16 protein-coding genes are annotated in these 21482 nt (G+C 56.1%); 4 read left to right on the top strand and 12 right to left on the bottom strand.

Translation table 11 applies throughout. The features are described from left to right. On the top strand, nucleotides 1–98 hold a 98-nt coding region (locus AC19YS_RS11720; protein ID WP_146186410.1), incomplete at its 5' end, for an IS3 family transposase. A 208-nt stretch (nucleotides 99–306) separates the two neighbouring features. Here the strand turns inward: AC19YS_RS11720 and AC19YS_RS11715 are convergent. From AC19YS_RS11715 to mobH, 5 genes are all read right to left on the bottom strand, one after another. Beyond that, nucleotides 307–2280, bottom strand: a complete 1974-nt coding sequence (locus AC19YS_RS11715; protein ID WP_034113481.1) for a hypothetical protein — start codon at nucleotides 2278–2280, stop codon at nucleotides 307–309. Continuing rightward, the gene (locus tag AC19YS_RS11710; protein ID WP_010567744.1) at nucleotides 2270–4213 is read right to left on the bottom strand and encodes a coiled-coil domain-containing protein; all 1944 of its coding nucleotides are present in this window, start codon (nucleotides 4211–4213) and stop codon (nucleotides 2270–2272) included. The genes AC19YS_RS11715 and AC19YS_RS11710 overlap by 11 nt, the downstream gene beginning before the upstream one ends. Further along, nucleotides 4210–4860 (bottom strand): hypothetical protein, encoded by a 651-nt coding sequence (locus AC19YS_RS11705; RefSeq protein ID WP_034113479.1) that lies wholly within the window; start codon nucleotides 4858–4860, stop codon nucleotides 4210–4212. Before AC19YS_RS11705 ends, AC19YS_RS11710 begins: the two co-directional genes overlap by 4 nt. Before the next feature lie 530 nt (nucleotides 4861–5390). Then, on the bottom strand, nucleotides 5391–11333 hold the full coding sequence (locus AC19YS_RS11700) for an AAA family ATPase (RefSeq protein WP_500601747.1): 5943 nt from the start codon (nucleotides 11331–11333) through the stop codon (nucleotides 5391–5393). Between the two features lie 582 nt (nucleotides 11334–11915). Beyond that, the gene (gene mobH / locus AC19YS_RS11695; protein ID WP_010567741.1) at nucleotides 11916–13640 is read right to left on the bottom strand and encodes a MobH family relaxase; all 1725 of its coding nucleotides are present in this window, start codon (nucleotides 13638–13640) and stop codon (nucleotides 11916–11918) included. Nucleotides 13641–13864: 224 nt separating this feature from the next. Here mobH and AC19YS_RS11690 point away from each other — a divergent pair, with 224 nt between their 5' ends. Continuing rightward, nucleotides 13865–14062 carry a DUF7740 domain-containing protein gene (locus tag AC19YS_RS11690; RefSeq protein ID WP_034113511.1) on the top strand — a complete coding sequence of 66 codons (198 nt, stop codon included), beginning with the start codon at nucleotides 13865–13867 and terminating at the stop codon, nucleotides 14060–14062. A gap of 132 nt (nucleotides 14063–14194) precedes the next feature. Here AC19YS_RS11690 and AC19YS_RS11685 read toward each other — a convergent pair whose 3' ends face one another. Together AC19YS_RS11685 and AC19YS_RS11680 are read right to left on the bottom strand one after the other, a co-directional pair. Then, a complete protein-coding gene (locus AC19YS_RS11685) occupies nucleotides 14195–15157 on the bottom strand; it encodes an ArdC family protein (RefSeq protein ID WP_010567739.1) in 963 nt (320 codons plus the stop codon). 132 nt (nucleotides 15158–15289) lie between these two features. Beyond that, nucleotides 15290–15619, bottom strand: a complete 330-nt coding sequence (locus AC19YS_RS11680; protein ID WP_010567738.1) for a hypothetical protein — start codon at nucleotides 15617–15619, stop codon at nucleotides 15290–15292. A gap of 455 nt (nucleotides 15620–16074) precedes the next feature. On the opposite strand from AC19YS_RS11680, the gene AC19YS_RS11675 reads away from it, so the two are divergent. Further along, entirely contained in the window at nucleotides 16075–16473 is a 399-nt protein-coding gene (locus AC19YS_RS11675; protein ID WP_010567737.1) for a DUF3742 family protein, read from the top strand. On the opposite strand, the gene AC19YS_RS11670 is transcribed toward AC19YS_RS11675, so the two are convergent. The 5 genes from AC19YS_RS11670 to AC19YS_RS11650 all read right to left on the bottom strand — a co-directional run bounded on the left by AC19YS_RS11670 (nucleotide 16462) and on the right by AC19YS_RS11650 (nucleotide 21033). Beyond that, nucleotides 16462–18003: a conjugal transfer protein TraG N-terminal domain-containing protein gene (locus tag AC19YS_RS11670; RefSeq protein ID WP_010567736.1), complete on the bottom strand. Its 1542-nt coding sequence runs from the start codon at nucleotides 18001–18003 to the stop codon at nucleotides 16462–16464. The two genes, AC19YS_RS11675 and AC19YS_RS11670, sit on opposite strands and share 12 nt — an antisense overlap. 10 nt (nucleotides 18004–18013) lie before the next feature. Continuing rightward, nucleotides 18014–18322: a hypothetical protein gene (locus AC19YS_RS11665; protein ID WP_034115544.1), complete on the bottom strand. Its 309-nt coding sequence runs from the start codon at nucleotides 18320–18322 to the stop codon at nucleotides 18014–18016. 3 nt (nucleotides 18323–18325) lie between these two features. Beyond that, a complete protein-coding gene (locus tag AC19YS_RS11660; protein ID WP_034115543.1) occupies nucleotides 18326–19708 on the bottom strand; it encodes an integrating conjugative element protein in 1383 nt (460 codons plus the stop codon). Next, the gene (locus AC19YS_RS11655; protein WP_034115542.1) at nucleotides 19705–20661 is read right to left on the bottom strand and encodes a TIGR03756 family integrating conjugative element protein; all 957 of its coding nucleotides are present in this window, start codon (nucleotides 20659–20661) and stop codon (nucleotides 19705–19707) included. Before AC19YS_RS11655 ends, AC19YS_RS11660 begins: the two co-directional genes overlap by 4 nt. A 117-nt stretch (nucleotides 20662–20778) precedes the next feature. Further along, entirely contained in the window at nucleotides 20779–21033 is a 255-nt protein-coding gene (locus AC19YS_RS11650; protein ID WP_010567732.1) for a helix-turn-helix domain-containing protein, read from the bottom strand. A 167-nt stretch (nucleotides 21034–21200) separates the two neighbouring features. Here AC19YS_RS11650 and AC19YS_RS11645 point away from each other — a divergent pair, with 167 nt between their 5' ends. Further along, nucleotides 21201–21458: a LasR-specific antiactivator QslA gene (locus tag AC19YS_RS11645; protein WP_034128270.1), complete on the top strand. Its 258-nt coding sequence runs from the start codon at nucleotides 21201–21203 to the stop codon at nucleotides 21456–21458. Nucleotides 21459–21482 lie beyond the last annotated feature (24 nt).

Below are 21482 nucleotides of genomic sequence, written 5' to 3'. Positions count from 1 at the left end.
TAGAGGACTACATACACTACTACAATCATTCGCGAATCAGGCTGAAGCTAAGTGGCCTGAGCCCTGTGGAATACAGGACTCAAGCACGGCGGGCATAGAAGGCGTCCAACATTTCGGGGTCAGATCATATTTACGCGGACACCATCGTCCTTAATGCTGGAGTTCGGAAGGTGAGTTGGCCGGACGGATACGTTGCATCAGGGGAGGGTGGCGGTGAAGTATCTTTCTCTGAAAGATAGCTCTCTGTCGACTGCTATGTGATCCGAAGGTACTGCGATGAGGACGGTAGGCGCACTGCTTCCATTGCTACTGGCTTGCAGCTCTCTTTCTAGGTTTGGTCGTCTTCAGGGACATCGACGAAGGTGATTTGAGATTTCCTGGCACTCTGAAAACAACAAGGTGACGCACAATGCTGCTGTTTGTGGGGAGGACGGAATCGTACCAGATACACTCCTCCAGGCTGGGCGGTGGACCCTTGCGATCCACAATCTCCAAGACGCCCAGAAAGCCAAGTTTCACGTTCGTATTTTGGTAGCTAGCGGCTTGATCGCAGTAGGTTCTCGCAGCCGCTCGGTCCAGATGTCCATGATGGCGCTTCATCTCGATGACGAGCCTATGGCCACCGAATCCGGCATAGAGATCCGCCCGCCCTGTTGCAACACCTTCTACTTCGTCCAGGATTTCACAGCTTCGATAGTTGCCAGACAGCCACTGCCAAAGATCTTGCTGCAGCTGGAACTCTGTTGCCGCTGGATCACGTAGATACTTACCTCGATCACGTAGCTCCTTGGTTCCCCCATCCTGACGGGTTTTGCAGAAGAGGACAATTTGAGCAAGGAGTTCGTTGAAATGGATCCGGACCTCCCCTGAATAGTCTTGACAGGCCTCTAGGTGGGATGTGAGCCCCTTGAGTAGTCGCTGGACCACCGGGTTGCTGAAATCATTCGATACGTCGTACCGATCATTCAGCGCTGTTTCGATGCGATGCAATGCGTCGGAAGACCACTCGGGCGGAAGTTCAGGGCTTCTGAGCAACTGCTGAAGCATCGGATAGCTTTCGTTAGGCGACGGCTTTCCCAATTCGACATTATTGACCTCCAGTTGCGCAATGCGAGCACGAAGGATGCGTGCGGTATCCTTGTGTCCTGGCTCCCAGTCGGGCTCAGCGAGAAGATCGTCAAGAAGGGCTAGCTGCCCGCGCTCCCGTACGAAGCTGGCTTCTATCCGGGGGCGCAAAAGCTGGCCTAGTCCACCTTTGGTTTCGAAGGTGCGGTCAGCATCAAAGACCGCTAGCAGGTTTTCGATGATGGCACTCGCCTTTAGCCAGCTTGGACGTGTTAAGTCTCTGCATGCTTGCTGCACTGATCTCATCAATCGTACCCATTGGATTTCTCGATCCGCTCGAGGCATGAGCCAATCTGGAAGGTGCTGATTACCTAGAGCGAGTCTCCGGTCTTGAACGGCTCTGGTTAGGGACTCAGCGCGCTCATTCATGAACTCCGCTGGTGCACCTGTAGAGAATCCTCGAATGATGTCTACGACTGCCGCATATGCCGCAGCATCAGCTCGGTCCTCGTCCACTGCCTGGGCGTCTCGCAAAAGAGCCTTAGTGATTTCTAGATGCTGGTTGATCTCCTCAAGGGAGCCAGCATCCAGAGCCTTGGATAGGCTCACCAGTGCAAGTTCAAAGGCTGCCTCACCCTCTGCATCCTCGATCTTGCGCAACTCGTTCAAGGTGACTACTAGCTCTGGCTCTTGCCAGGCGTACAGGGCGACGCCAGCTAGTTTTGCCGCATGCTGCGCATACAGGTTGTTCGCGTTGGATTTGATGCAGGCCAGGATCTTGAGCGGTATGAACTTTGAGATGCTGGATGCCAGAGCCAGGCGGAACAATGCTTCAAGCGCGTAAGCGGCTATCAGCTCCTGTTTTTTTGTGGTCTGAGATTCGATGCGTTGTTCCAGTACGCTAGCAAGTCGGGTGCTGATACGCTGGCGGAGGGGGGGGCTGCAGATGACGATGTCTGCCGCTGAACGTATGGCGCAAGGATCCTGACACTCCGCGAATCCTTGAAGCAGCAGCTTGTCAATGTCAGCCGACTCATCTGGGAGCGCGCTGTTTGCAAACTCTGCGAGCACATCAAGATACGGCGACTCCACCAACGACTGCGCTTGTGCCATCAAGGCTGCCATCCCTCCCAGCGACGCAATCGTCAGTGGCGTCGCGGATTGCAGGTGCTGCTCTATGGCACCCAGCAAGCAAGGCTGCTGGTTACCAGACATAGCCGCCTTCCGGAGCCACACGACACTGCTTTTCCCCAAGCGCCTTGAGTACGGCAGGCGCGTTCGCACTCGCAATGAAAATCTGCAGGCCCTGCGTTTCGTTGGCTACTCGCCGAAGTTCGGTCAGAAGCTTTGCCAGATCATTCTCACTGGTTTCCTCGGAGCCGGGTGAGTCGATGATCAGCAGGCCAGGGTGGCGCCCGACGCCCAGATTCTGGCCGACGCGTAACAACGCGATGGCTGTAGCAATGCGCAGCCTGAGACGTTCACCGGGAGTCAGCCTGCTGAACGCTGATTTCTGATTGCCTTTGCGTACTGCCATCTTCGCGTCGGAGCCAAGCTCAATAGATTCAAGCCCGAGCGCACCGAATTCGTTTGCCAGGCGAAGTATCTCCTGATTGAGTTTATCCATTAGATCGACCTTGCCTTCATCAAAGGCTTTCTTCGCCTCTTTCAGGGCAACATCAATCAACCCTGCATCCTCGGGTGGTTGTGGCGACGGGGTCGGGTCGCTGTGTGCGTGCATTTCCCCCTCTAGCCGTGCGACGAGAAGTTCAGCCTCCCGCTGTTGCTGATAACTTTTGCTCGTACTTGCACTTGCTAGCGTTTCTTGGGCAAGGGAAAAATTTCGCGACGCAGTCTTGGTCTTGGCTTCGAGATCCCGATGTATTGCCTTCGCCGCTTGATAAGCGGCTTGCGAAGCGACTGTACGGGCCTCTGCTTCGTCCAGCAGCTCTGAACTGTCGTCTTGTCCGTCTTGGCTGATGGGCTCTGAGCACAACGAGCAACTCTGCTCAACGCTCTCCCGCTTGATCCGTGCCTTGGGCACGGCTTTCTCGCAGCGAGGACAGCTGCTCGGCTGCAGGCCGGTGAAGAAAGCTGCAGTCACTAGATTTTCTCGCAGGTCGCGGAGTGCTCGCTGGTCGCCATCTGCTACCCCCCTGAGTGCCGCTAGCTCAACTGCTGCGCCGAGCGTTGCCTGCTCCAGTTGGAGTGTCTGGTTGGAAAGCTCCCTGGCATTTACAGTCAACCTGTCAAGGGACTCTGCAGTTATGCCTGTACTATTGAGCAACGCTAGGTCACGGCGGGCTTGCTCAAGTTGGACCGTGATTCGACCTCTCGATTCTTTACCCTGTTCGTTTCGGGCGGAGTGAGTGCGACTTGCATATGCCAACTGCTGCTCTATTTCCTTCTTGGCAGTGCCTGCTTGCATGACAGTGCTTGCCCATGGCAAGCCAATGTAGAGTTGGAGCATGCGTGCCGGCAGCCCTGCCATCAGGACGTCACCCAGCAGTGCCTTGTGATCCCCTCCAAAGTAGAGTGCCCCAGACAAGGCTGGCCATCCATGAGAGACGGTGCTGCCGCCTTCATCGTTATTCTTGCGGGATGGAATTGACTGAAGATCAAAAGCGCTCATCATGAATCGTGACATGGCAGCAGCAAATCCTTCATCGCTGCTAAATCGGTCAATGACTTCGGGCATGCCATTGGGGCGAATAACCTTGAGCACTCCATTGGGTCTTTTATCATTGACGTCAAACTCGACGATGTGATGACGATCATCAAGGTTGAAGCTGAGCTGGACCCATGAAAGCCAACTGCGCACGTCCTCCTGTAGGTCCTTGGCATCACCGCGCAAGCACCATAGGATGACCTCGAGGACACTCGATTTACCCACCAGATTGGACTTTCCTAAGCTGCCATGGCTGGTGACGGCCCAGACACCCGAGCTCAAGTCTGCCCAGGTGAAGTCGATGGGGCCGCTGACCTTTCCCACCTTCTGGCCCTTGAATGCAATTCCGGATACGGTCATCTTGGGCGTGGGCCTTACAGGCCGATCTACATAAACACCGCGCCGCTGAAGGCGGGATTCTGCCTCTGTTACCGACAATCCGGTGTCATTGGCGACCGTTTCAAGCCAACTCATGGTCATGCGGCATTTCCTTGCAAAAGAGCTTCCAAACGTTGTCGTACGCGATCTGTGATAGGCGCGATGATGTGCTTGAGTGCGGTGTCGGCGTACTCGGCCTGAAGGTACTGGCGGTCTTTCAGTGCCTTACCTCCCGCGCCACCGGCTATCCGGGCTACCACGCAGGCCCTATCTCTGTACCAGGCGATCTCCTCAGCCATTTCCGACAGCTCGTTCATGGCATATCTACCTTTAAGCGTCAGCAGGTAGATATGCTCTTGTACCTTGCCGGGAGAGCCTTGACGTTTGATCCTGATAAACTCGGCAGCGCGCAGAATCGATAGTGCGTTGTCTAACGGTTCAAAAGCACCAAAGCGATAGCGGATCATCGGGACACGACGCAGATCGGGCTCTCGGGAATCAAGTATTTTTTGCGCCAGAACTAATGATGCCGGATCGCCTCCAGCTTCAAACTCCGTGAGCAATTCGTTGGCAAGATAGTCGGGATTTCGCATCCAGAAATCCAAGGCCTGAAGACGAGACTGAGCACGCAACGTTGCGACGACATCGGTTCCCCAAGATTGATTGATGACGTCTGTGGAGCCAGCATCAATGCAAGCGAGAAGTCGTACAGCGCTCTGACGATCGCTGGCTATGGGAATAGAACTCAACGGACGGTGCCCCCCATTACGTCGTGCGCTTCAATGCGCAGATGAATTCTTAATTAAGCAGTGCTGATGAATGGCACATTAGCATCATTTTGTAAGAGTCTGTCAGAATGGCAGGACTGAATTGCATTTTCTGAGTGGGCGCCCCTATAGCTGCAACTACGGGGCATTCCGAGCGATCTCTTGAGTTATGGTAACTATTGAGGCGAAAAAATGGATGTTCATTGGAGCGCAAAACATACGTGCCCACGCTGTGGTCAGGAGTTCCCATTTCCCGCCCTAAAAGCTTGGGGACAGCACAAATCAGAGTGTATGGCGTCATCGAAGCCTGCGGTCCCCAAGAGGAAGCCCACGAAAGCGAAGTACTAGTTCCTAATAAGCCCATTGCTCATGGCTTTAGGGTGCATCATGTGTGGCGTGTTGCGTGTAGACGCAACCAATGTGGTCTATGAACGAACTCACAGATTGATTGGGGCAGTAAAGGAGCAAGAACGCCCCATCATCGTTCTGACGGGGCTATTCCAGTTAGCAGGTTATCGCTCGACTCGGCTCAGGTAGCTTTCGGCAGGTTTATCACCGTCCACTGAGCGACAAGCGTGTACCCAGATATCAAGAGGACCTGCAACGTCTTCTAGAGCTTTGCGACCCTTCGACGTAACGACGAGCGCGACTCCTTCTCCCCAGAATTGATCTTGATCAACATCCAGCGAGGCGCCATCACGCCACCAGATTAGTTTCGCAACGCATTCGCCGACCTGATCAATGTAGTTCATCCAATTGTCTGGATCATGTTGCCACTCCAGACGCTGCAGCCACTCAGGGCACAGCACCAAGAAATGCTCTGGATAACTAGGTATGCGACTGATCGACACCCTACGGACAATAGTCGGAGATGGCTCTTCAGGCGCCCACACTCCTTCAATCCACAGGGCGCCGGGAAGTGAGTAGCCCGTACTCGCCCTGCGTTCCTTGTCGGCAAAGAACGGCGCTCTTGCCCTTGTCATTTCAAGGTTGCGTCTCACAAAACGGCAGTAAAAATGAGATATCTCGGCAATGACAGAGTCGCCGTTATCCATCAGCGGCGAAAGGTCGAGTTCAGTCTCATCCAGCCACTGCATCTCCCCCGAATGCCATCCTGCGTCATGGTGCGCGAAAGGACGTGGCATGAAGGCTGGTCGCACCGTCGGACCAATGAGCGGTGGCGTGTCGGCTTGATAGTTCATGCCATAGAGCAAATTGGGGATGGCGGGAGCCCCCACTTGTCCTGCCAGACGAAGCTCTCCCGCAACATGGCGAAGCGCTCTGAGCGCTGCGAGCATATGCGGTCTAAAGAAGGTGATCTTCATGTCCACTTTAGACAGCCCGGATTGCAAGCGTGTTGTCTCGGATTGGCCAAATGCCTCCAGCCCACCCCATGACTCGATCAGGAAGTAGCAGCGATGGCGGATGGTTGCCATTGAGATGCCGGTTCGGGCCAGGTCATCGACTTGAGAGGTGAGTGCAGCTGTCCATCCGAGTGGGTCGTTCACACGCATCGCCCCGGACGAGGGGTCGGTCAGAAACGAGGGTTCGAGTTCACCCTTGCTGGCAGGCATCTGCAAACGATAGAAAAATGGTAGCTCCTGTCGTGTCATTGCCCAGGCATTTCCCCAACGATCCAGAAGACAACCTGCAAAGACCGCCACTACGTAGTCCGGATCATTTACCAACGGCGAAATCCGCTCGGCCCAATCCGTCGCAGTAGCGTGCGTGTCGCGCAGAAGTAGCTGAAGCGCCTCCGCTGGCTCATCCGCGTTGCCTTCCAATAGGGCGTCTACCAGTAAATGAAAGGCCGCCCTGCCTTGAGGTGCCCTCGATAGCTGCAGGGCACCAGCGCGGGCAAGATTTGTCAGTTCAATGGCAGAAAGGGAAAAGGACCATTGGAACAGCGCCGCAATCAGTGCTTCATCAGATTCAGGGGCCTGCGTTGGAAGGTTAATCTGAGCGAGCGAATGCTCTCTGGTCGTTGCAAGTTGTTCGGCAAGAAGCTCCCACACTGCTGCCCAATTTGGCGTTGCGCAGATAGTCGACAGCACATCCTTACTGTCAAACAGGATCGGGGATGAATTGTCCGGCGCGGTAATGAGTTCCTCGAGCAAGTCTGCGTAGGCTTCTTTATGCACCTTTGATCCATCAAGCTCAATGAGTGCTCGAAAGTACTTTAGCTTCGCTGCGCCTCTCCAGTAGCTCCAGCCAGGGCGACCATCGTCATGGCTCTGGCTATCATTCACCAGACGCCTAGCCAGTGTCTTGTCATCTTCGGCAAGCGCTCGTTCGATCAGTGAGAAGCGGGCATGACTGTCGCGTTGGATGGAGGGCCAGCGTTCAAAAATAGCAGTCGCTTCTTCCAGTGTTGCGGTATCCAAGAGGCGCGAGAATGCGCGGGCAGAGTCGTAGCTCGGAGCTTTGTCGCGGCTAAGCTCATCATCAAGGAGGCTCAATGAGCCAATGTCATCGTACTTTCCTGGCGTGCCCCTATCATGAGGTATGGGTGTCTCAGCTTGCCAACGACGCAGTGCATCATGGGCACGCTCGTTGTTGATTCCCATTTGCTTCAGCGCCGCGACAAGGCGCTGAAGCAACCTGACTCGTGCTGCGCTCGTGCTGTGAATCTCAACACCATCCAGCAGGGTTCCAACAACCGCGGAAAGGTCTGTTTCTGGAGCAATGGCAACGACTTGGCTGACGAACTCGCCAGTTTGATCCTCCCGGTAGTACGGTTCAGTGTAGAAAGGAAGGGCAAGTGATCGCCAAGTGACCGCGCATGACGCGGCCAATTCTGGATTTCGTCGGACTACTCCGATCATCAGCGCATTGATAGCGCGATCCCAGCTCAAAAGCCCCTCTGAGGTGAGTACTTTGGCGGCGCGATACCCGAGTGCAGAATCGCACAACGCCGCCTCTGACAGCGCTCTGGAGGCCAAACGATGAGCGGCATCACGGCCCTCCGTCAGGGTCATGCCAGCAAGCTGTTTTAGCATAAGGACTACACGCTGCGCGCGACCAGCAGGATCCTGATGGTTGGCGCATTCTAGAAGATCTCCCCACAAAGAGTATTGTGGATCTTTTTTGGCCGGCAGGGCATAGCCAAGCGTGTTGGTATGCAGCTGTTGCAACAGTTCGCGGGCGCGTTCGGTGTTGCCCATCTCAGCGAACAGTTTTGCCAGGCCTGCGATCAGATCGATGTGTTCTTCAGGGGTATTACCGTGGATCACACCCAAAAGGTCTTCCAGTCGATCGAAGGCTGCTTGCATATCGCCATTGCTGTGAAAAATCTCTTCAATCGCCGCTCTTCGGGAAGGAATGTTCTGCTTGGCGGTCCCCTTTCTATTGGCAAATGACGAGTCAAACAGTTGCACCACTGCTTTGAATTCTTGCTCGCCACACATTGAGGCGATCCGAATCATCATCCGGCTCAAGATCGGATCAATGTTGTTCAGTTGATGGGTCGCATAGAATTCACTAGAACTCGCCGCGCGAGCATTGTCGAGAAAGCCAAGCAGAGCTTGAGTCGCCTGAATGACTTCACCTGGCGTGATTTCATGACCTGTAAGTGCTCGACCCAGCAGCATGCCAATTGTGTTGGCATGGTGCTGCAGTGGTCTCAGTACCGGACTCTTCGACTTTGCGGTATTGGTAACGGGTAGCCTAAGTGCTGAGGCGAGTGCTGCGTGCTGTATGACTGCATGGGTGATGTTCTCCGCATTATGCTCCCCGATGGCGTCATCCATTAATGCGATGGATGGAGTTTCCAGTCCTTCAAAAATCGTGGTGGACACTGTTTCGTTACCGAGGCGTAGGGCGAGGGTCGCCAATTGCCTACGCATGCCACTAGCAATGCCTGGGAAGCTTGGATGTGTATGCGCTGCGTCGACAAATGTGTGTGCTCTATCAAGTTCTCGGTGATCGTATGCGCGTAGGCCGGCTTCGATCAACAGGTAGGGCAGTTCAGAGTCACTGACACCAAGCTGCCTTGCCGTGAGCGATGGGTCGCTATCAGGATCGGCGAGCATGGCCGAACGGGCGACGTTGCAGCGAAGTGTGGTGATGTCCTCAACGTCCAGCCCGTGTCCGCCTTCGGTGGCGGTCAACTTCGCCAAACATGTCTCTATCTGTTCCGCGTCCCGAAAGTGGAAGACCCGCTGTGCCCACTCTTCCAAATCTGAGTGAATAGGGGACGGCTGTGAATCCTTGGAGAAGGGGTCAATCTTATTGAATAGAGCCTTGGCACTATCGATTTCGCCCGCTACAAGAAGCACATCAATAGCCTTGTAGTGGTCGCCGATTTGTCCCTCTGCCATCGTTCGGACTCCATCAATATCGCCGAGCGCCTGCAGCGCATCGACAACTGCAGGGGCGTACTCAATTGCGGAGCAGCGGCGTTCCATTTCATCTCGTGCGAGCAGCAGACGAAAGACCGCAGATGCGTCTGGCTCGTGCTTGGCACAAATCAATGCCAGGCGAATGTCACCTTGGATCTCAGTCGCTGGGCGTGAATCTGCCAGTTGATGCCTGAATCGGCGCGGCTGTGCCAGCCTGAGTACGTCCTGGTGTAGCTCGGCGCGTGCCAGGTACCTCAACTCGAGCCAGCGTTGCGGGTTATCGGATTCTGCAAAGCGGGCGAGCTCCGCCAGCTTGCAATAGATGGATGGTGCATAGTCTGGGTCAAGTTTCCCAAAGCGAAGTTTGGGTTGTTCCAGTACAAACAGGCGGAAGCTATTGTGGAACACACTCCAGCCGTGAGTGGTCTGGCTGAGTAGATGGCTCGTCGATCTCAATGCCGTTTCTACAGCGTGCTCTGACGTGGCTACTGCCAGCAATTCGGGTGGGATTGGACCTTCAGCACGTGCAATAAAATCGATGACCTTTCTCGCGTCTGCATCATCGGAAATTTCGCGCCATGCCGCCTTGTAGACACGCTCAATGTCGCCTTCAAAGCTGAAGGCCCCGTTTAACAGTGCTTCCCGACGAGCTACGTCTGCTTGACGCAGAGCTTCTATCAAGTACCGCGCTACTAGAGGGTGTCCCTGGCAAAGCTCATAGATGCTAGGTCGGGGCACGGCTTTGTCCAACCCAAGCTTCAGTGCCATCTCGCTGACGGCTTCTGGTGAGAGCGGTGCGATCTGAATATTACGATCCGCCAGGGAGGCTTGTTCCCGAACCTGATGCTTCAGGCTAGTCAGTTCCAGTCGCTGGGTTCCGAGTAGGATCAATACGCCAGCTGGCAACGCCTCTGGGAGTGGCAGCTCTGCCAGCAGTGAGCGAGCAGGGTGCTCTTCTCGGGGGATGTGATCCAATCCATCGACGATGATCAGTGTGCGGATGCCTTCATCGCGATAACGGTCTCCAGCTTGGCGCAGCAGTTGCTCAAGCTCTAGCTGTCGCTCTTGAAGGGTGTTGTTGCGGGCCAAGCGTCCCGCCAAGCCACTTTGCCTAAGCTGAGTGTTGAGATCGTCGAGGAAGTTATCGGCTTCGGCGCGGCCAATGCCTTGGCCTTCGCCAGGCATGTAGGCAAGGTATCGCACCAGCTGCAGCGTCGGCCCGCCACTGAGTGCCGATTGGAGTAGGGTGGACTTACCAGCTCCTGGAGGGCCGACAAGGGCCAGGTATCCGTGGTCCAGTCGGTCAATGCATTCGAGAAGTTGTTGTTCGGTTTTGCGATTACGCTGAACGTGCTCGCCAATAGGGAACTGGTGGGGGCGGTGCACGATGAAGCGATCCTTCCAGCCAAGTTCTGCAAGCAGCTCGGCGCGGCTCCAACGATCCTTATTGCGCCGATCGGCGACCAAGTCGGGGAGCTTTGAGGCAATTTGCTGGACTAGCTTTAACGACTCTGACGACAGGCGATGGCGCAAGATGAAGTCAGCGGCTGATCCCGTTAGAAAATGGACTGCATGTAGGAACGTCTCGAAATCCGCGACAGGGAGTTTCGACGCCGCCGCAAGCTTGTCAATGAAGGGCTGCCAGCGGGTGGCTTTCCATTCGGATAAGGTGCGGCTGTGGTAAAGCTCGAACTCTCGCAAGAAAGCAGCGCTGTGATCGTCCTTGTCGCTTAACAAGTGATCATTGGTGGTGGGTATGTCGTTGGTAACGAAGCGAACTTCTGTCAAGGCCTCACCATGGGATTGGCGCAGACTCGTCCATGCGGTCACCAGCTTCAGCAACATGCCTTCTGCGCCAAGCAGCAGGGCTTCAATCTGGAAAGCTTTGGGGAACGTGGAGGTCTTGAATTGGTGACCAACTGCCTTTCCCGGAAGGCCTAGTACGAGATCGTCAGCAATACCTGCGCTACGATCAGCTAGACCAACCCAATTCAACTGGTCTTTATCTAACGCGGCATAGATGGCTGCTGCGCCGGATTGATACTGTTGAACGAATCCGCGTTGCGCGTTGCGTTCGCCCTCTCCTGAGGTCATGGTGTTGGTTGACTCTCTCATTATGCCTCTCAACTATCCGTACTGTCCGTGATGACGGACGTTGTTCAATCCATGAGGTAAAGCAATCCGGGGTCTTGAGTGCGCGGGCACACTGTGGGGACAGTGTGACGACCTAGGAGTGATCATATCAACTCGGCTTCATATGAAAACGCGTTACCCTGACAGCCCACTGGATCGTTACCAATCGGTGGTAGTAGTTGTTTCAATAAGAGGGTCTGCGCGTTATCGCGGGGTTTGCTGCATCGGTTTGCGACGTGCTTAGAGATAATGGCGGGACTTCAGTCGAGCTGCAGGGAATCTTGCGAAACAACAGTCTGCACGTAGCAAGCTGGTTATGAACCGTTCAGGTGTGCTCCAGCTTGAGGTCGCACGCTATGCAGGCGCTTCTGTCCCAAACGTCCCGGACGAATACAGTCCGAGTGGAGCGGAAAGGTCTGACAGGGTGGGGTTTTCGGTGTTCACTGCATCCAATCCATCATCGAACGCTATGAGCCGCCGGGGAGCGGCAAGAGAGCGGTTCAGTGGCGAGTGCACCCCAGAGTCGATTCTGCGTGTCGAGCTCCAATGGGATGCTACGGAAATTTAAGCTTTTTCGACCTTAAGAAAAGGATTGTCGGCAGGCATCGTTTCGAACAGCAGTTCCGGCTTTTCTAGCAAATAACCTTTGAGTCTTGCTTTCTTCCGAGGACCTTCGACCTGACAGATCCAGATGTTCAAGCCATCGTCCCGTTTCCTGTGGACCTTCAGTTTTTCGAACTGCTTCTGCACCCAACGCCATTCTTCAATCTCTTGATCGGATTCCTGTGAGATACCAGGAAACTCCCGCGCGTAGCGTTGGAAGAGACCTGGTGTGACCAATAGCACGGTGCCGCTCACCGTGTGGATTTTAGCCTTGCTGTCGTTGATGATCAGCTTGTGGTTCTGGATGCCTTCCTTGACCCAATTCAGGAAAGCCTGACCTGGGTTGTCCAAAGGGGGGGCTGAGACTTCGAGAGCATTTTCTGACGGCGTATCACGCACCTCGGCTTCTCCCATTTCGAACATATCCAGCAACGTTCCGAGGTAGTCGGCATCTTCCATCGCCATTGGATCTTCCATCGATTGTTTTTGATGCGATCCTGTTCCGCCTGCCTTGGGTGCTGGTGATGATACTGGTGCGTCAGTCGGGTGCTCATCGACTGCAACGCTCACCATTCCGCGGAAAGCCTCAGGCCGCTCTTCGCTCCCCCAAATCAACGCCGGTTGAAGGCGCAGAAAGGTAAAGCTCTGCTGCCAGTTTCCCTGCGCGACAATAGCGGTCCAGATGGCTTTGCCTTCCGGGGTCGACTCGACCAGCCCATGCGATTGCAGCTCGTCGAACACAGCGATGTTGGATGAGGGAATGCCCTCAATCGATTGCGACAGCAGATAGGCTCGCAGCTTGTCCGTGACCGTCTTGCTGACCAGCCACAGTGTGTCTTGAGTCAACCAACCCGCGGCACCCGGCTGGTTGAGTTTCAGCTCGTGCTGAACCAGATGACGCAGTCCGCTGATCAAGTGATGTTGCAGCGAATGAATCGGCGCTTGTAGCGCCTTGCTTGGGTTGCCGCCAATGTTCTGTGTGGTGGAGACTCGGTCGGCTTGAATCACCAGTTCGCCCAGCACACCAGCATGTTCATACTGACCGGCCAGGACATACAGCAGACTGGCCCACAGCGACGGAAATCCACTGAGCCAGTCCAGGATCGGGCGGTCGAGAATTTGGGTATAGAGCAAGCCTGCGGCGGCACCGTGCAGGTGGTAGTCACGACCTTTGATGTAACGAAAACGGTAGGGCTGATCCAGGGGACCCTGCCAAGGATGCCAAAGCCGGCCATCCTGGCATTCGACCTGCAGGTCCACGGCGATCTTGCCGATGTCATGGAGCAGGGCGCCATAGGCGATGCCAGCGGACCAAGCGTCGGTCTGAGCGGCCTGGTCTTCGGGCGCGGCGCCAGTGGGAAGCAGATACGACTGACGCAGTTTCAAACTGCAAGCGACCAGCTCCAGGCCATGGTCGAGCATGCCGCCGAGATACGCATGGTGGTGCGTCTCGCTGGCCGGGAGTTGCTGGACCTGTTCGGCGTAGCGACGGATCGGATTTAAGTAGAGCTGGGCGAATTGGGCGTGGGAGAGGGCGGTGTACTGCCAGATGCGATCGAGCAACTGGCGGCGGTGCTCCGCGGCTAACAAGCTGTGGACCGACTCGATGGGCAGGTAACCGTCGGCGACGTTGACGGTCGGTGGTGGAGGAGGCTTCTGCTTTTTGTGGCGAAACAGACTGAGCATCGTGACCTCCGGGAAGTGACAGGGTCAGTGGCCCTTTAGCCTTTTCGGATAGGGCTCTTACCCTTGAATCCCCATTCCCTTCCAACCCTTACCTGTCCTTTTGGCTCGTGTCCCTTTGTGCCGCAATCGGAATATTGATACGGCTGGGCATCATTTTGTTGGAGGGCTGGTACGGAAAAGACAAGAGTCGGTACACTGCGGTGCGAATTTTCTCGGGGCTTGCCATGAATCTGACTGACGCCACGCTGGTGCTGCTCCTTGCGGCACGTATCCATGGGACAGACGAAGCCGTCAGGGCCTCGGCGAGGAGCGTGGTCAAGAAGTTGCCACGCAGTAAGCGCGATCTGATCTACAAGGTGATCGACAGCCGGAGACCACTCGAGCTGGTGGATTTTCTGGCGCAGAACCTGGATGCGGAATGACAGGCTGCTGGTGTGCGCGCCTCTCTTGTTCTTTGCGCCAGAGTCCCGCGGCATGGAGCCTTTCTTCTGAGCATAAAAAAGGGCCCAACTCGTGTCAGGCCCTTTGAAGCGTTTGCAACGGTGAGGTATCGATTAAGCTCCATCGTTCATGCAAGGCGAGTCATCCATGACCGCTTGCTTCAGTTGCTGCTCCAAGTCGAGTACATACTCCGATGCGCTTCGGGCGTGACCACTGGCGCGAAAGATCGCGCGCTTGTCTGCCTTGAGCAGACCGAGCCAGGAGTCGATGTAGCCCTCGTGCCGAAGCTCTCCCTGTATACCGGAGTAGGCACATAAAAACGCCGCGCCCATTTCCGCGATCAACTCCTCAAACGCGTAGCCTGGCGAGCCAAACGGACAGACTGACGTCACGCCTTCGCGCTGCAACCGAGTGCGATGCCCGGTCCAGTGCGTCAGCTCGTGAAGTGCGGTGGCGTAATACCCACCTTCATCGTGAAATTGCGCTTTTGTCGGCAGTTGGATGAGATCCCTGATCGGGTGGTAAAAGGCTTCGTCGGCAGATCGATGAACGATTTTCGCCCCGGAACTGAGCAGCAGATTTTCCGCAACGCTGTTGGCCAGGAAGGGATCGGTCGGTTCTGTCTCGAGCAGGGTTTCATTGAGCGTTTCGAGCCCCTCTGTTTGCTCGATGTTGAATAGAAAATGCGTCCTGAGAATGCCAAAGTTAGCGACCTTGGGCTGACCGTGTTCATCGAGTACGGGTTGGCCTGACTCGGTCTGTTCCTCGCGCTCCATCGGCTTGTAGAGTACCGCCAGGGTGCTGTGCTCACCCTTACGGATGTGCCCACCGGCCTTTCTGGCTTGGTTGAAGGTCAGCCAACGATCTTGAGTGAATCCCTGCAACCTGGCTTCGGCCCAGAGCAGTGGCAAGTTGATACCCGAATAGGGACGAAGCGTGATGGCGTTGATGGGGTAGGGTTGATGATTGCCGACGTAAGCTGAGCCACTTGAGGACCAGGGTTTGATCCAGGGAGCAACGCCTTGGTCTAACGCGGTAACGATTTTGTCAGTCACGTCTTGGTAGATATCGCGCATGGCATGTTCCTCAACAACGGAGGAACGCCTTGCCCGTCGGGGAGGGTTCCCCGGTGGGTGATGGGTTGGATTGATGCAGGTCTTGCAAGCGCTCCGACTGTGGATGTGGGTGCCGAGTACGGCCATATGCACTTAGCGCTGATGCTCTTCTGCGAGCGCTATCAGTAAGGCGTTAGGCTGGTCTGGCTCGAGGAGCAGGCTAAGGTTTAGTTGCAGCAACGGGTTTTGGCGTGGATGACCGGTTGACGCGATGTGGGCTACCTCGAACAGCACATAGGGCTCGTGTGGATGGGCCAGGTGAGCCTCGAAGGCTGCGCGCAATACGTTGCTCAGGCGATCGACCTGCAGCTTCTCAGGATGACCTGAGCGCTCGAGCAGTACTGCGCGTTGCCACGCGCCAGGCGTGAACACAATGGGTAACTGTAGGGTGTTCAGTGCTTCCGGCGTAAGTGGGTCGGACATGGTGTGCCTCCGTTGAAAACGCGAAGAAACCTGCCCGTGCGGGAGAGAATTTCCCCGCGGTGGGTTGAAGAAAAACAAGAAGGTTTGCCTGGCGAGCGGAGCTCGGAAGACGCTCAAAAGAGCAGTAGGCGTTCATCACCGTAGAAACGGTGACCGTGCGAGCCACCGAACGCTCATCGCACTTGGGGAAGAACCATCACCGAAGTGACGTAGCCTTGAAGGTTCTGGCTGCCTGGGAAGGTGCTGTCGATAACAGCGATCCGTACCTTGTATTTAGCGTAGCGATTTATACGGGTCAACCTCCGAAGAAAAGCTGTGCCCTGATGTTCGTCTTCTATCTTCCAGTGAAGATTTTTTGGCTGGGCAAGCTGATAAACGGTCAAGCACGGACAGTTTTCAGTAGTAGGCTGTTACTCCTGTCTCAATCATGAAAACGCTCAGAAGAGGGCGAGAACATGCCGACTCAGAACCCTGTTCAGAATTCACGTGCCCTCCGCTGGGCGTACGCCTGTGGCATGTCGGTAAAGCGTGGTTATCGCAAATTGAAAGCGTTTGAGTCCCACCTGGCGGAGCGTGCGGTGACGGCAGGTATGCCTGCGGGTAAATTACTCGTTCGCGGGAGCTTTCTGATTGCCAAGCTGGCATTGATCGGAGGTTTGCTCCTTGTCAGCGTTTGGCTGGTTACTTTTTTTATGATGATGTTGGCTGTCATCACTTTGATATGGTTCAGGGCTTTTGTTGGTTCCGATCATCAAGAGGAAAGTCCAGGGCCAGACTACTTGGGTGCTGATCTCTACATTGGTGACTTCGATGACAATGGGCATTATATAGGCGACAGCAAGTCATCTAATTGAGCGCTTAGTAGCCCCCAATATTTGATCCGTACCTTTGCTCGCTGAATCACTTGCGGCTTTGCTACCGTTCGCCAACATGCCTTGAATCCCGTTGCCGACTGAATATCCTGCCCAGCTCATGGCCCCTAGAAACAGCATCGGTAGCACGATGAACATCGCCCCCATCACATACTCGATCACCTGTGCCGTGACGGTTCCCTCCATGAAGCCGGATGTGGGCAGCGATAACAGCACTTGATTGGAAGCCGAAACTTGGTTGTACAAGGTGTCGAGCATGCTGGAGTCGACCCAGCGGGCTAGTTCCCACCAGAAGCTCAGCATGTGCAAGGTGAACAGCGCAAACGTCACCGTCATGACGGTCTTCAACTGGTAGGTACTGACCAACAGAATCAGCGGCAAGCTGATGATGACACCCATGATCAGGAAAGCCTGCACCATCGGTAGAGCGGCGCGTAACGCATTCATCGCCGGGAAGTTGCTGAAGGAGCCAAGGGCTAGCCCGGTATTGGTGGCGAGATTATTGAGCCCCTGATTGATCGACCCGCCGCGAGCACTGGAGCCATAGTCCTGGTAGACCTGTCCGGGCGACATGGACATCGATTGCTGGCGCGGGCTGACCAGTTCGCGCAGGGTGGCATCCTCGATCTCGTTGCTCGAACGGCCAGTCAACCAACCTTTCAGCTGAGTCAGCAGCGAAGGATCGACTTGCTGGATCAAACGTTCGCGCAAGCCAACACCGCTATCGCTCCACCACTGCTTGCAGGTGGGATAGCCCGCGCCATTCTCCAGCCGAGGTAAGGAAACATCTCGGCTTTCGTCATACGGCCAGCTGACTCGCGGTGTGCGTGAACGATCCGTATCGTAGTAACCGGGTGTGTCAAAAAAATAGTTTGAGCCGATCCAGGACGCGTCATAACTTTGTGCCTTGTCCAACTGCGGACGGTTGGTGAATAGCCGAGAACGGGAATAACCATAGCAATCGCGAGTGAAGTCGGCAACTTCCTGCAGCAGTACCTGACTGTCGATGCGCGAGCTGTCGATCTCCATGCGCATTTGTCGGATATCCGGTGCGCAGGGGATGGAGGCGGTGGCCGCCGCGGTTACCCCTTTGCTCAAGGCATGCACCAGAAACCACCAGATCGGTACGTTGGCGGAGCGTTCGCCGATAGTATTGAAGGTGGTCCCCCAGGCGGTTTCCGTCGGTTTGGCGACACTCACGCCGCAGCGCTGACTCGCCGCATCATCGAACGCCATTGAGGCGAGGCTCAGCGGAAAGACGGGCGCGCAACCGAACAAGACGACGATATAGGCCAGCCACAACCGGTTCTCGATCCGCGGCACCGAGAGCAGTCCCTTGTTGCCTTCATCCGCGCCTTGCTGACGGGCAGACAACCATTCCTGCAAGATAATTGCGCCAAAGGGCGCGGCGAATAGCCCGGTGTCGGACAGGACACTCCAGAGGCCGTTGTTGATGATCCAGGCCAGCAGAGAGAGGTAAAACTCCAGGTAGCTGTTGGTGCTCATGAGCATGGTGGTGACCTCACAGTCGGGTGAGTTCGACGCAGGTAAAGAGCACGAGCCCTAACGCTCCAATGCGTTTCACGCGCAGTCGATGCTGTGGTCGATGTCGGTAGCGCCGAAGCAGATCCCACCAGAGCGCAAAGAGGGCGGCGTAGAGCAGGGCGCGCCACCACCGCAGATAAGGTCGTGCCGATTCGAATGCCTGCTGCCAGACCTCGAAACTACCCAGCGCAGTGCGGCCGATCCAGGCGACCAGTGCGGCGGTCAGGATCATCACCGCGGCAATCCTCAGACCTGAAAGCAGAGTGAATAGCGGTGAGCGTTTCATGGCTCACTTGCGCCTAGCGTCAGCATCATTGAGTCGGCCCGGCTCAGGGTCGCCTTGCTCGACGGTACGCGAAGCATCGGCACCACCCGCATGTCGATCGAGCACCAGGCTGGCGGTATTGGTTGCGAGCATCTGCCGGACCTGCAGCTCGGTTTGTAGCAGACGTATTTCGCGCTCCAGGGCGTCGATATTTTTCGTCAAGGCGGTCTGGGCCGGCTCGGCTGAAGCGATGTTCGGTTCGTGACTGCCTGCCAGCAGGGTGCGCAGTAGCAGCAACGCTTTGTCGAGCACGCTGGACAAGGCCGTTTCACTGGCCAGGCGTCGCGCCAGCAGATCCTGGTCGGGATCGTCGCGCAAGGCTTCGATCACGCCACGGGTCACTGGAAGTATTGGGCTTGAGGCTTTAGCCAGATTGTCAGGGGTAGGCGACAGTGAACCGGACAGCAGCCCTTGCAGGGCCTTGAGGCGTTCGCTGTAGGCCTCCTGGATCAGCGGCGTCAATCCGCTGCCAGCGGCAGCACGCAGGGTTTCGCAGCTGTCGCAGGTCGCGACTTCGCTCTCGCCCAACACCCGAACGGCCCATTCGGATTCCTCCTGGGGCGAAGCCCATGTCTGGCAAATGGCTCCACCCAAACAGTCGCTGCTACTGATCGACGTACTGTCAGCCACCGTCCGGTTATGCAGCAAGTTGTAGCCCGCGCGCACTACGTCGGAGGTCACCCGAATGGGTGTCTGCCCATTCCCACCAGCCTTCGAACCGCCGACCCAGGACACCCCATTGTTGCCGTTTTGGGACTCGGTATTTTTCACCGTGGCCACTGCATCACCGCCGGTTTGCTCCAGATTACTCTGCATCTCCTGGTTCTTGGCCAGCGCACCCCAGCCGGCTTGGCCGACCTTGTCCGCCATTTTCTCGGCCATGGCTTGGCAGGTCAGTTTGGAGCGATCGAAGTCGATACGGCCCTGCATCACCCCGTTGCTCAACAACTCATAAAGGCCGGGGTTGGCGCGCTGGATGATCAACGCTGGCAGCGACATCACCGCTTGGGTCGCGTTCTGCACAACGCTGCCCATGATCTGCTGGAAACCCTCAGTGGCACCGTTCAGCTGGTTTTGCAGGGTATTGGTGAGGCTCATGTTTCCGCACATCATGTTCGCTCGCCAGGACCCGCCGACACCGAGACCACTGGGTCGGTAGAGCGAGCTCGGTGAGCCGACTGCCGAGCCGCCACCAATGGTGTACATCACCCGGTCGTCGAGCACTTCGCCGTGAGTACCCAGGCGGTAATCGCCCTCGGCGGCGTGGGCATGCGTGGCAATGGAGAGCAGTCCGCAGAGCAACAGACTCATCGGGCCCAGCCATGGTCGTGCGAGAAGCCGACTCATGAAACACCACCTTCGAAGTCGATGCTGAACAGGAAGGTCTGTCCCTCACGTTTGCAACAGCTATAGGGGCGCCACAGCGCCCAGGCGTAGCCGCCATCAGCGCTCTGCACCGGATCGCTGGGGAAGATGGCACACGTGGGCTGAATCTGGGGGGAGAGCAACTGCCATTTGTGGGTTGAAGCATCGTTTTCAACGATCGGACCCGGCGGCCAGTAGCCGTCGCGTGGTGCGGGTGTGAGCGGCAAGTACACATGTGGTTGCCCGTTACGGGTGATGACATCGCCGGCCCGTTGCGCCATCACCGCGGCCGCCTTGAAATCGTCGGGCTGTACCAGAAAACCCTGCCGGGGATAGACGTTGCCCCACATGTTTCCCAAGGCCTGCCGACCGATTTCACGGATCCCCGGCATGAGCGACTCGGGGTAAAGACTTTCCGGTATGCCATGGCGCCAGGCCAGCGAGTCCAGGGTGCTCAGGTAGTAGGGCATGAACGCAGTAGCGCCGCTGGCGCAGGCGTAGCCGGAATGCGAGGCCAGTTGAGTGGCGGCCCAGCCACCTGGATGACCGATGCCATCAACGTTTTTGAAGCGAGGCAGGTTGTCGCGGTGGCTGTTCGGCGTGATCAGGTTGCCGCCACCTTCCGCACCGCCAATGGGAGAGGAGAGGGTGGCCATCTCGGACCATGGATTATTGCCCGTAGTGGCGTAGCTCGAGACCACCAGCTCAGGAATGAAATGACGCACCTTGGTCGAGGTTTTGACTTTGCAGCCGAAGGGCGTGCAGAGCAGCCAGAAACAAATGCCGACGACCCTGTAGGCGAGGCAATTTGGCGACAACACCGAGGACGTGATGCTGCCGGTATCCAGCGCCACGCTTGGCCCGCACGCCAGCAGGAGGCTCAGTGCCAAAGGTCGTAACTTCTGGGGCGCAATTGATGGGCATACGACAGGCATGATCCAGGCTCTTTGGGCTAATGGCCTGGACACGTTCGATGATTGAACGTACACCGTCAGTGATAAAGCTGAAGCTGGCGTTGTCGGTTTACAAGGATTTGCAGGGCGACGAGGTAGCTATTCGATGCTCAATGCACGGCGAAGGGTGTCTGACTCAGTGAGGAGCTGATCCGTCGTGATTTCGAGAATATTGGCGAGTTTGCACAGGACCATCAGCGACGGATTGCCCGTGCATCGTTCGATTTGACTGACGTAGGTGCGATCCACCTCGGCCATGAGCGCAAGTTGCTCTTGGGTAAGGTTTTTCACGCGTCGCATCAAGCGGATGTTTTCCGCCAGATGCAGACGAAGCTGTTCGTAGTCTTGAGTCATGCGCGCAAATTGCGCCTTGAGGGACTCTCAATCCACGGGATATAGTCTACATTGGCATATCTAGGCTATTTGATGCTCATGCCTGTTATCGAGCTTTCATTTGGCTTCGTTAGGATTTTCGAGGCTGTACTCCGCGTCTAACAATAAATCAGAAATCTAGGGTGTGTATGGACGAAAACTACATTTCAATTCCTGCGGCGGATGGTTGCCCAAGTCTTCTGACACCATGGAGCAACGAGTTTGCCTCGATGATCGAACGTGGCGTGCAATGTGCTCAGGCTTGGCTTGATACGCCCGGCGAGATTCCCCTGTGGTGGGAGCTGGCGCAAACCCGCAAGACCTTTCCTGTCGGTGACTGCCAGGATGCCTTCGAAGCCGGATTCTTGTTGAGGATTCAGCAGCGGCTCCGGGGCGTACCGCAATAACCGATCACTCGCTTTAGAGCGAGA

Source organism: Pseudomonas sp. MF08831, assembly GCF_059862645.1.
This window is presented reverse-complemented; position numbering and strand designations above follow the sequence as displayed.

Bases quoted from the DNA above. Each gene is read 5' to 3' on its own strand.
- AC19YS_RS11715 (WP_034113481.1), bottom strand. From the start codon at position 2,280: ATGTCTGGTAACCAGCAGCCTTGCTTGCTGGGTGCCATAGAGCAGCAC.
- AC19YS_RS11710 (WP_010567744.1), bottom strand. From the start codon at position 4,213: ATGACCATGAGTTGGCTTGAAACGGTCGCCAATGACACCGGATTGTCG.
- AC19YS_RS11700 (WP_500601747.1), bottom strand. From the start codon at position 11,333: ATGAGAGAGTCAACCAACACCATGACCTCAGGAGAGGGCGAACGCAAC.
- mobH (WP_010567741.1), bottom strand. From the start codon at position 13,640: ATGCTCAGTCTGTTTCGCCACAAAAAGCAGAAGCCTCCTCCACCACCG.
- AC19YS_RS11690 (WP_034113511.1), top strand. From the start codon at position 13,865: ATGAATCTGACTGACGCCACGCTGGTGCTGCTCCTTGCGGCACGTATC.
- AC19YS_RS11685 (WP_010567739.1), bottom strand. From the start codon at position 15,157: ATGCGCGATATCTACCAAGACGTGACTGACAAAATCGTTACCGCGTTA.
- AC19YS_RS11680 (WP_010567738.1), bottom strand. From the start codon at position 15,619: ATGTCCGACCCACTTACGCCGGAAGCACTGAACACCCTACAGTTACCC.
- AC19YS_RS11675 (WP_010567737.1), top strand. From the start codon at position 16,075: ATGCCGACTCAGAACCCTGTTCAGAATTCACGTGCCCTCCGCTGGGCG.
- AC19YS_RS11670 (WP_010567736.1), bottom strand. From the start codon at position 18,003: ATGCTCATGAGCACCAACAGCTACCTGGAGTTTTACCTCTCTCTGCTG.
- AC19YS_RS11665 (WP_034115544.1), bottom strand. From the start codon at position 18,322: ATGAAACGCTCACCGCTATTCACTCTGCTTTCAGGTCTGAGGATTGCC.
- AC19YS_RS11660 (WP_034115543.1), bottom strand. From the start codon at position 19,708: ATGAGTCGGCTTCTCGCACGACCATGGCTGGGCCCGATGAGTCTGTTG.
- AC19YS_RS11655 (WP_034115542.1), bottom strand. From the start codon at position 20,661: ATGCCTGTCGTATGCCCATCAATTGCGCCCCAGAAGTTACGACCTTTG.
- AC19YS_RS11650 (WP_010567732.1), bottom strand. From the start codon at position 21,033: ATGACTCAAGACTACGAACAGCTTCGTCTGCATCTGGCGGAAAACATC.
- AC19YS_RS11645 (WP_034128270.1), top strand. From the start codon at position 21,201: ATGGACGAAAACTACATTTCAATTCCTGCGGCGGATGGTTGCCCAAGT.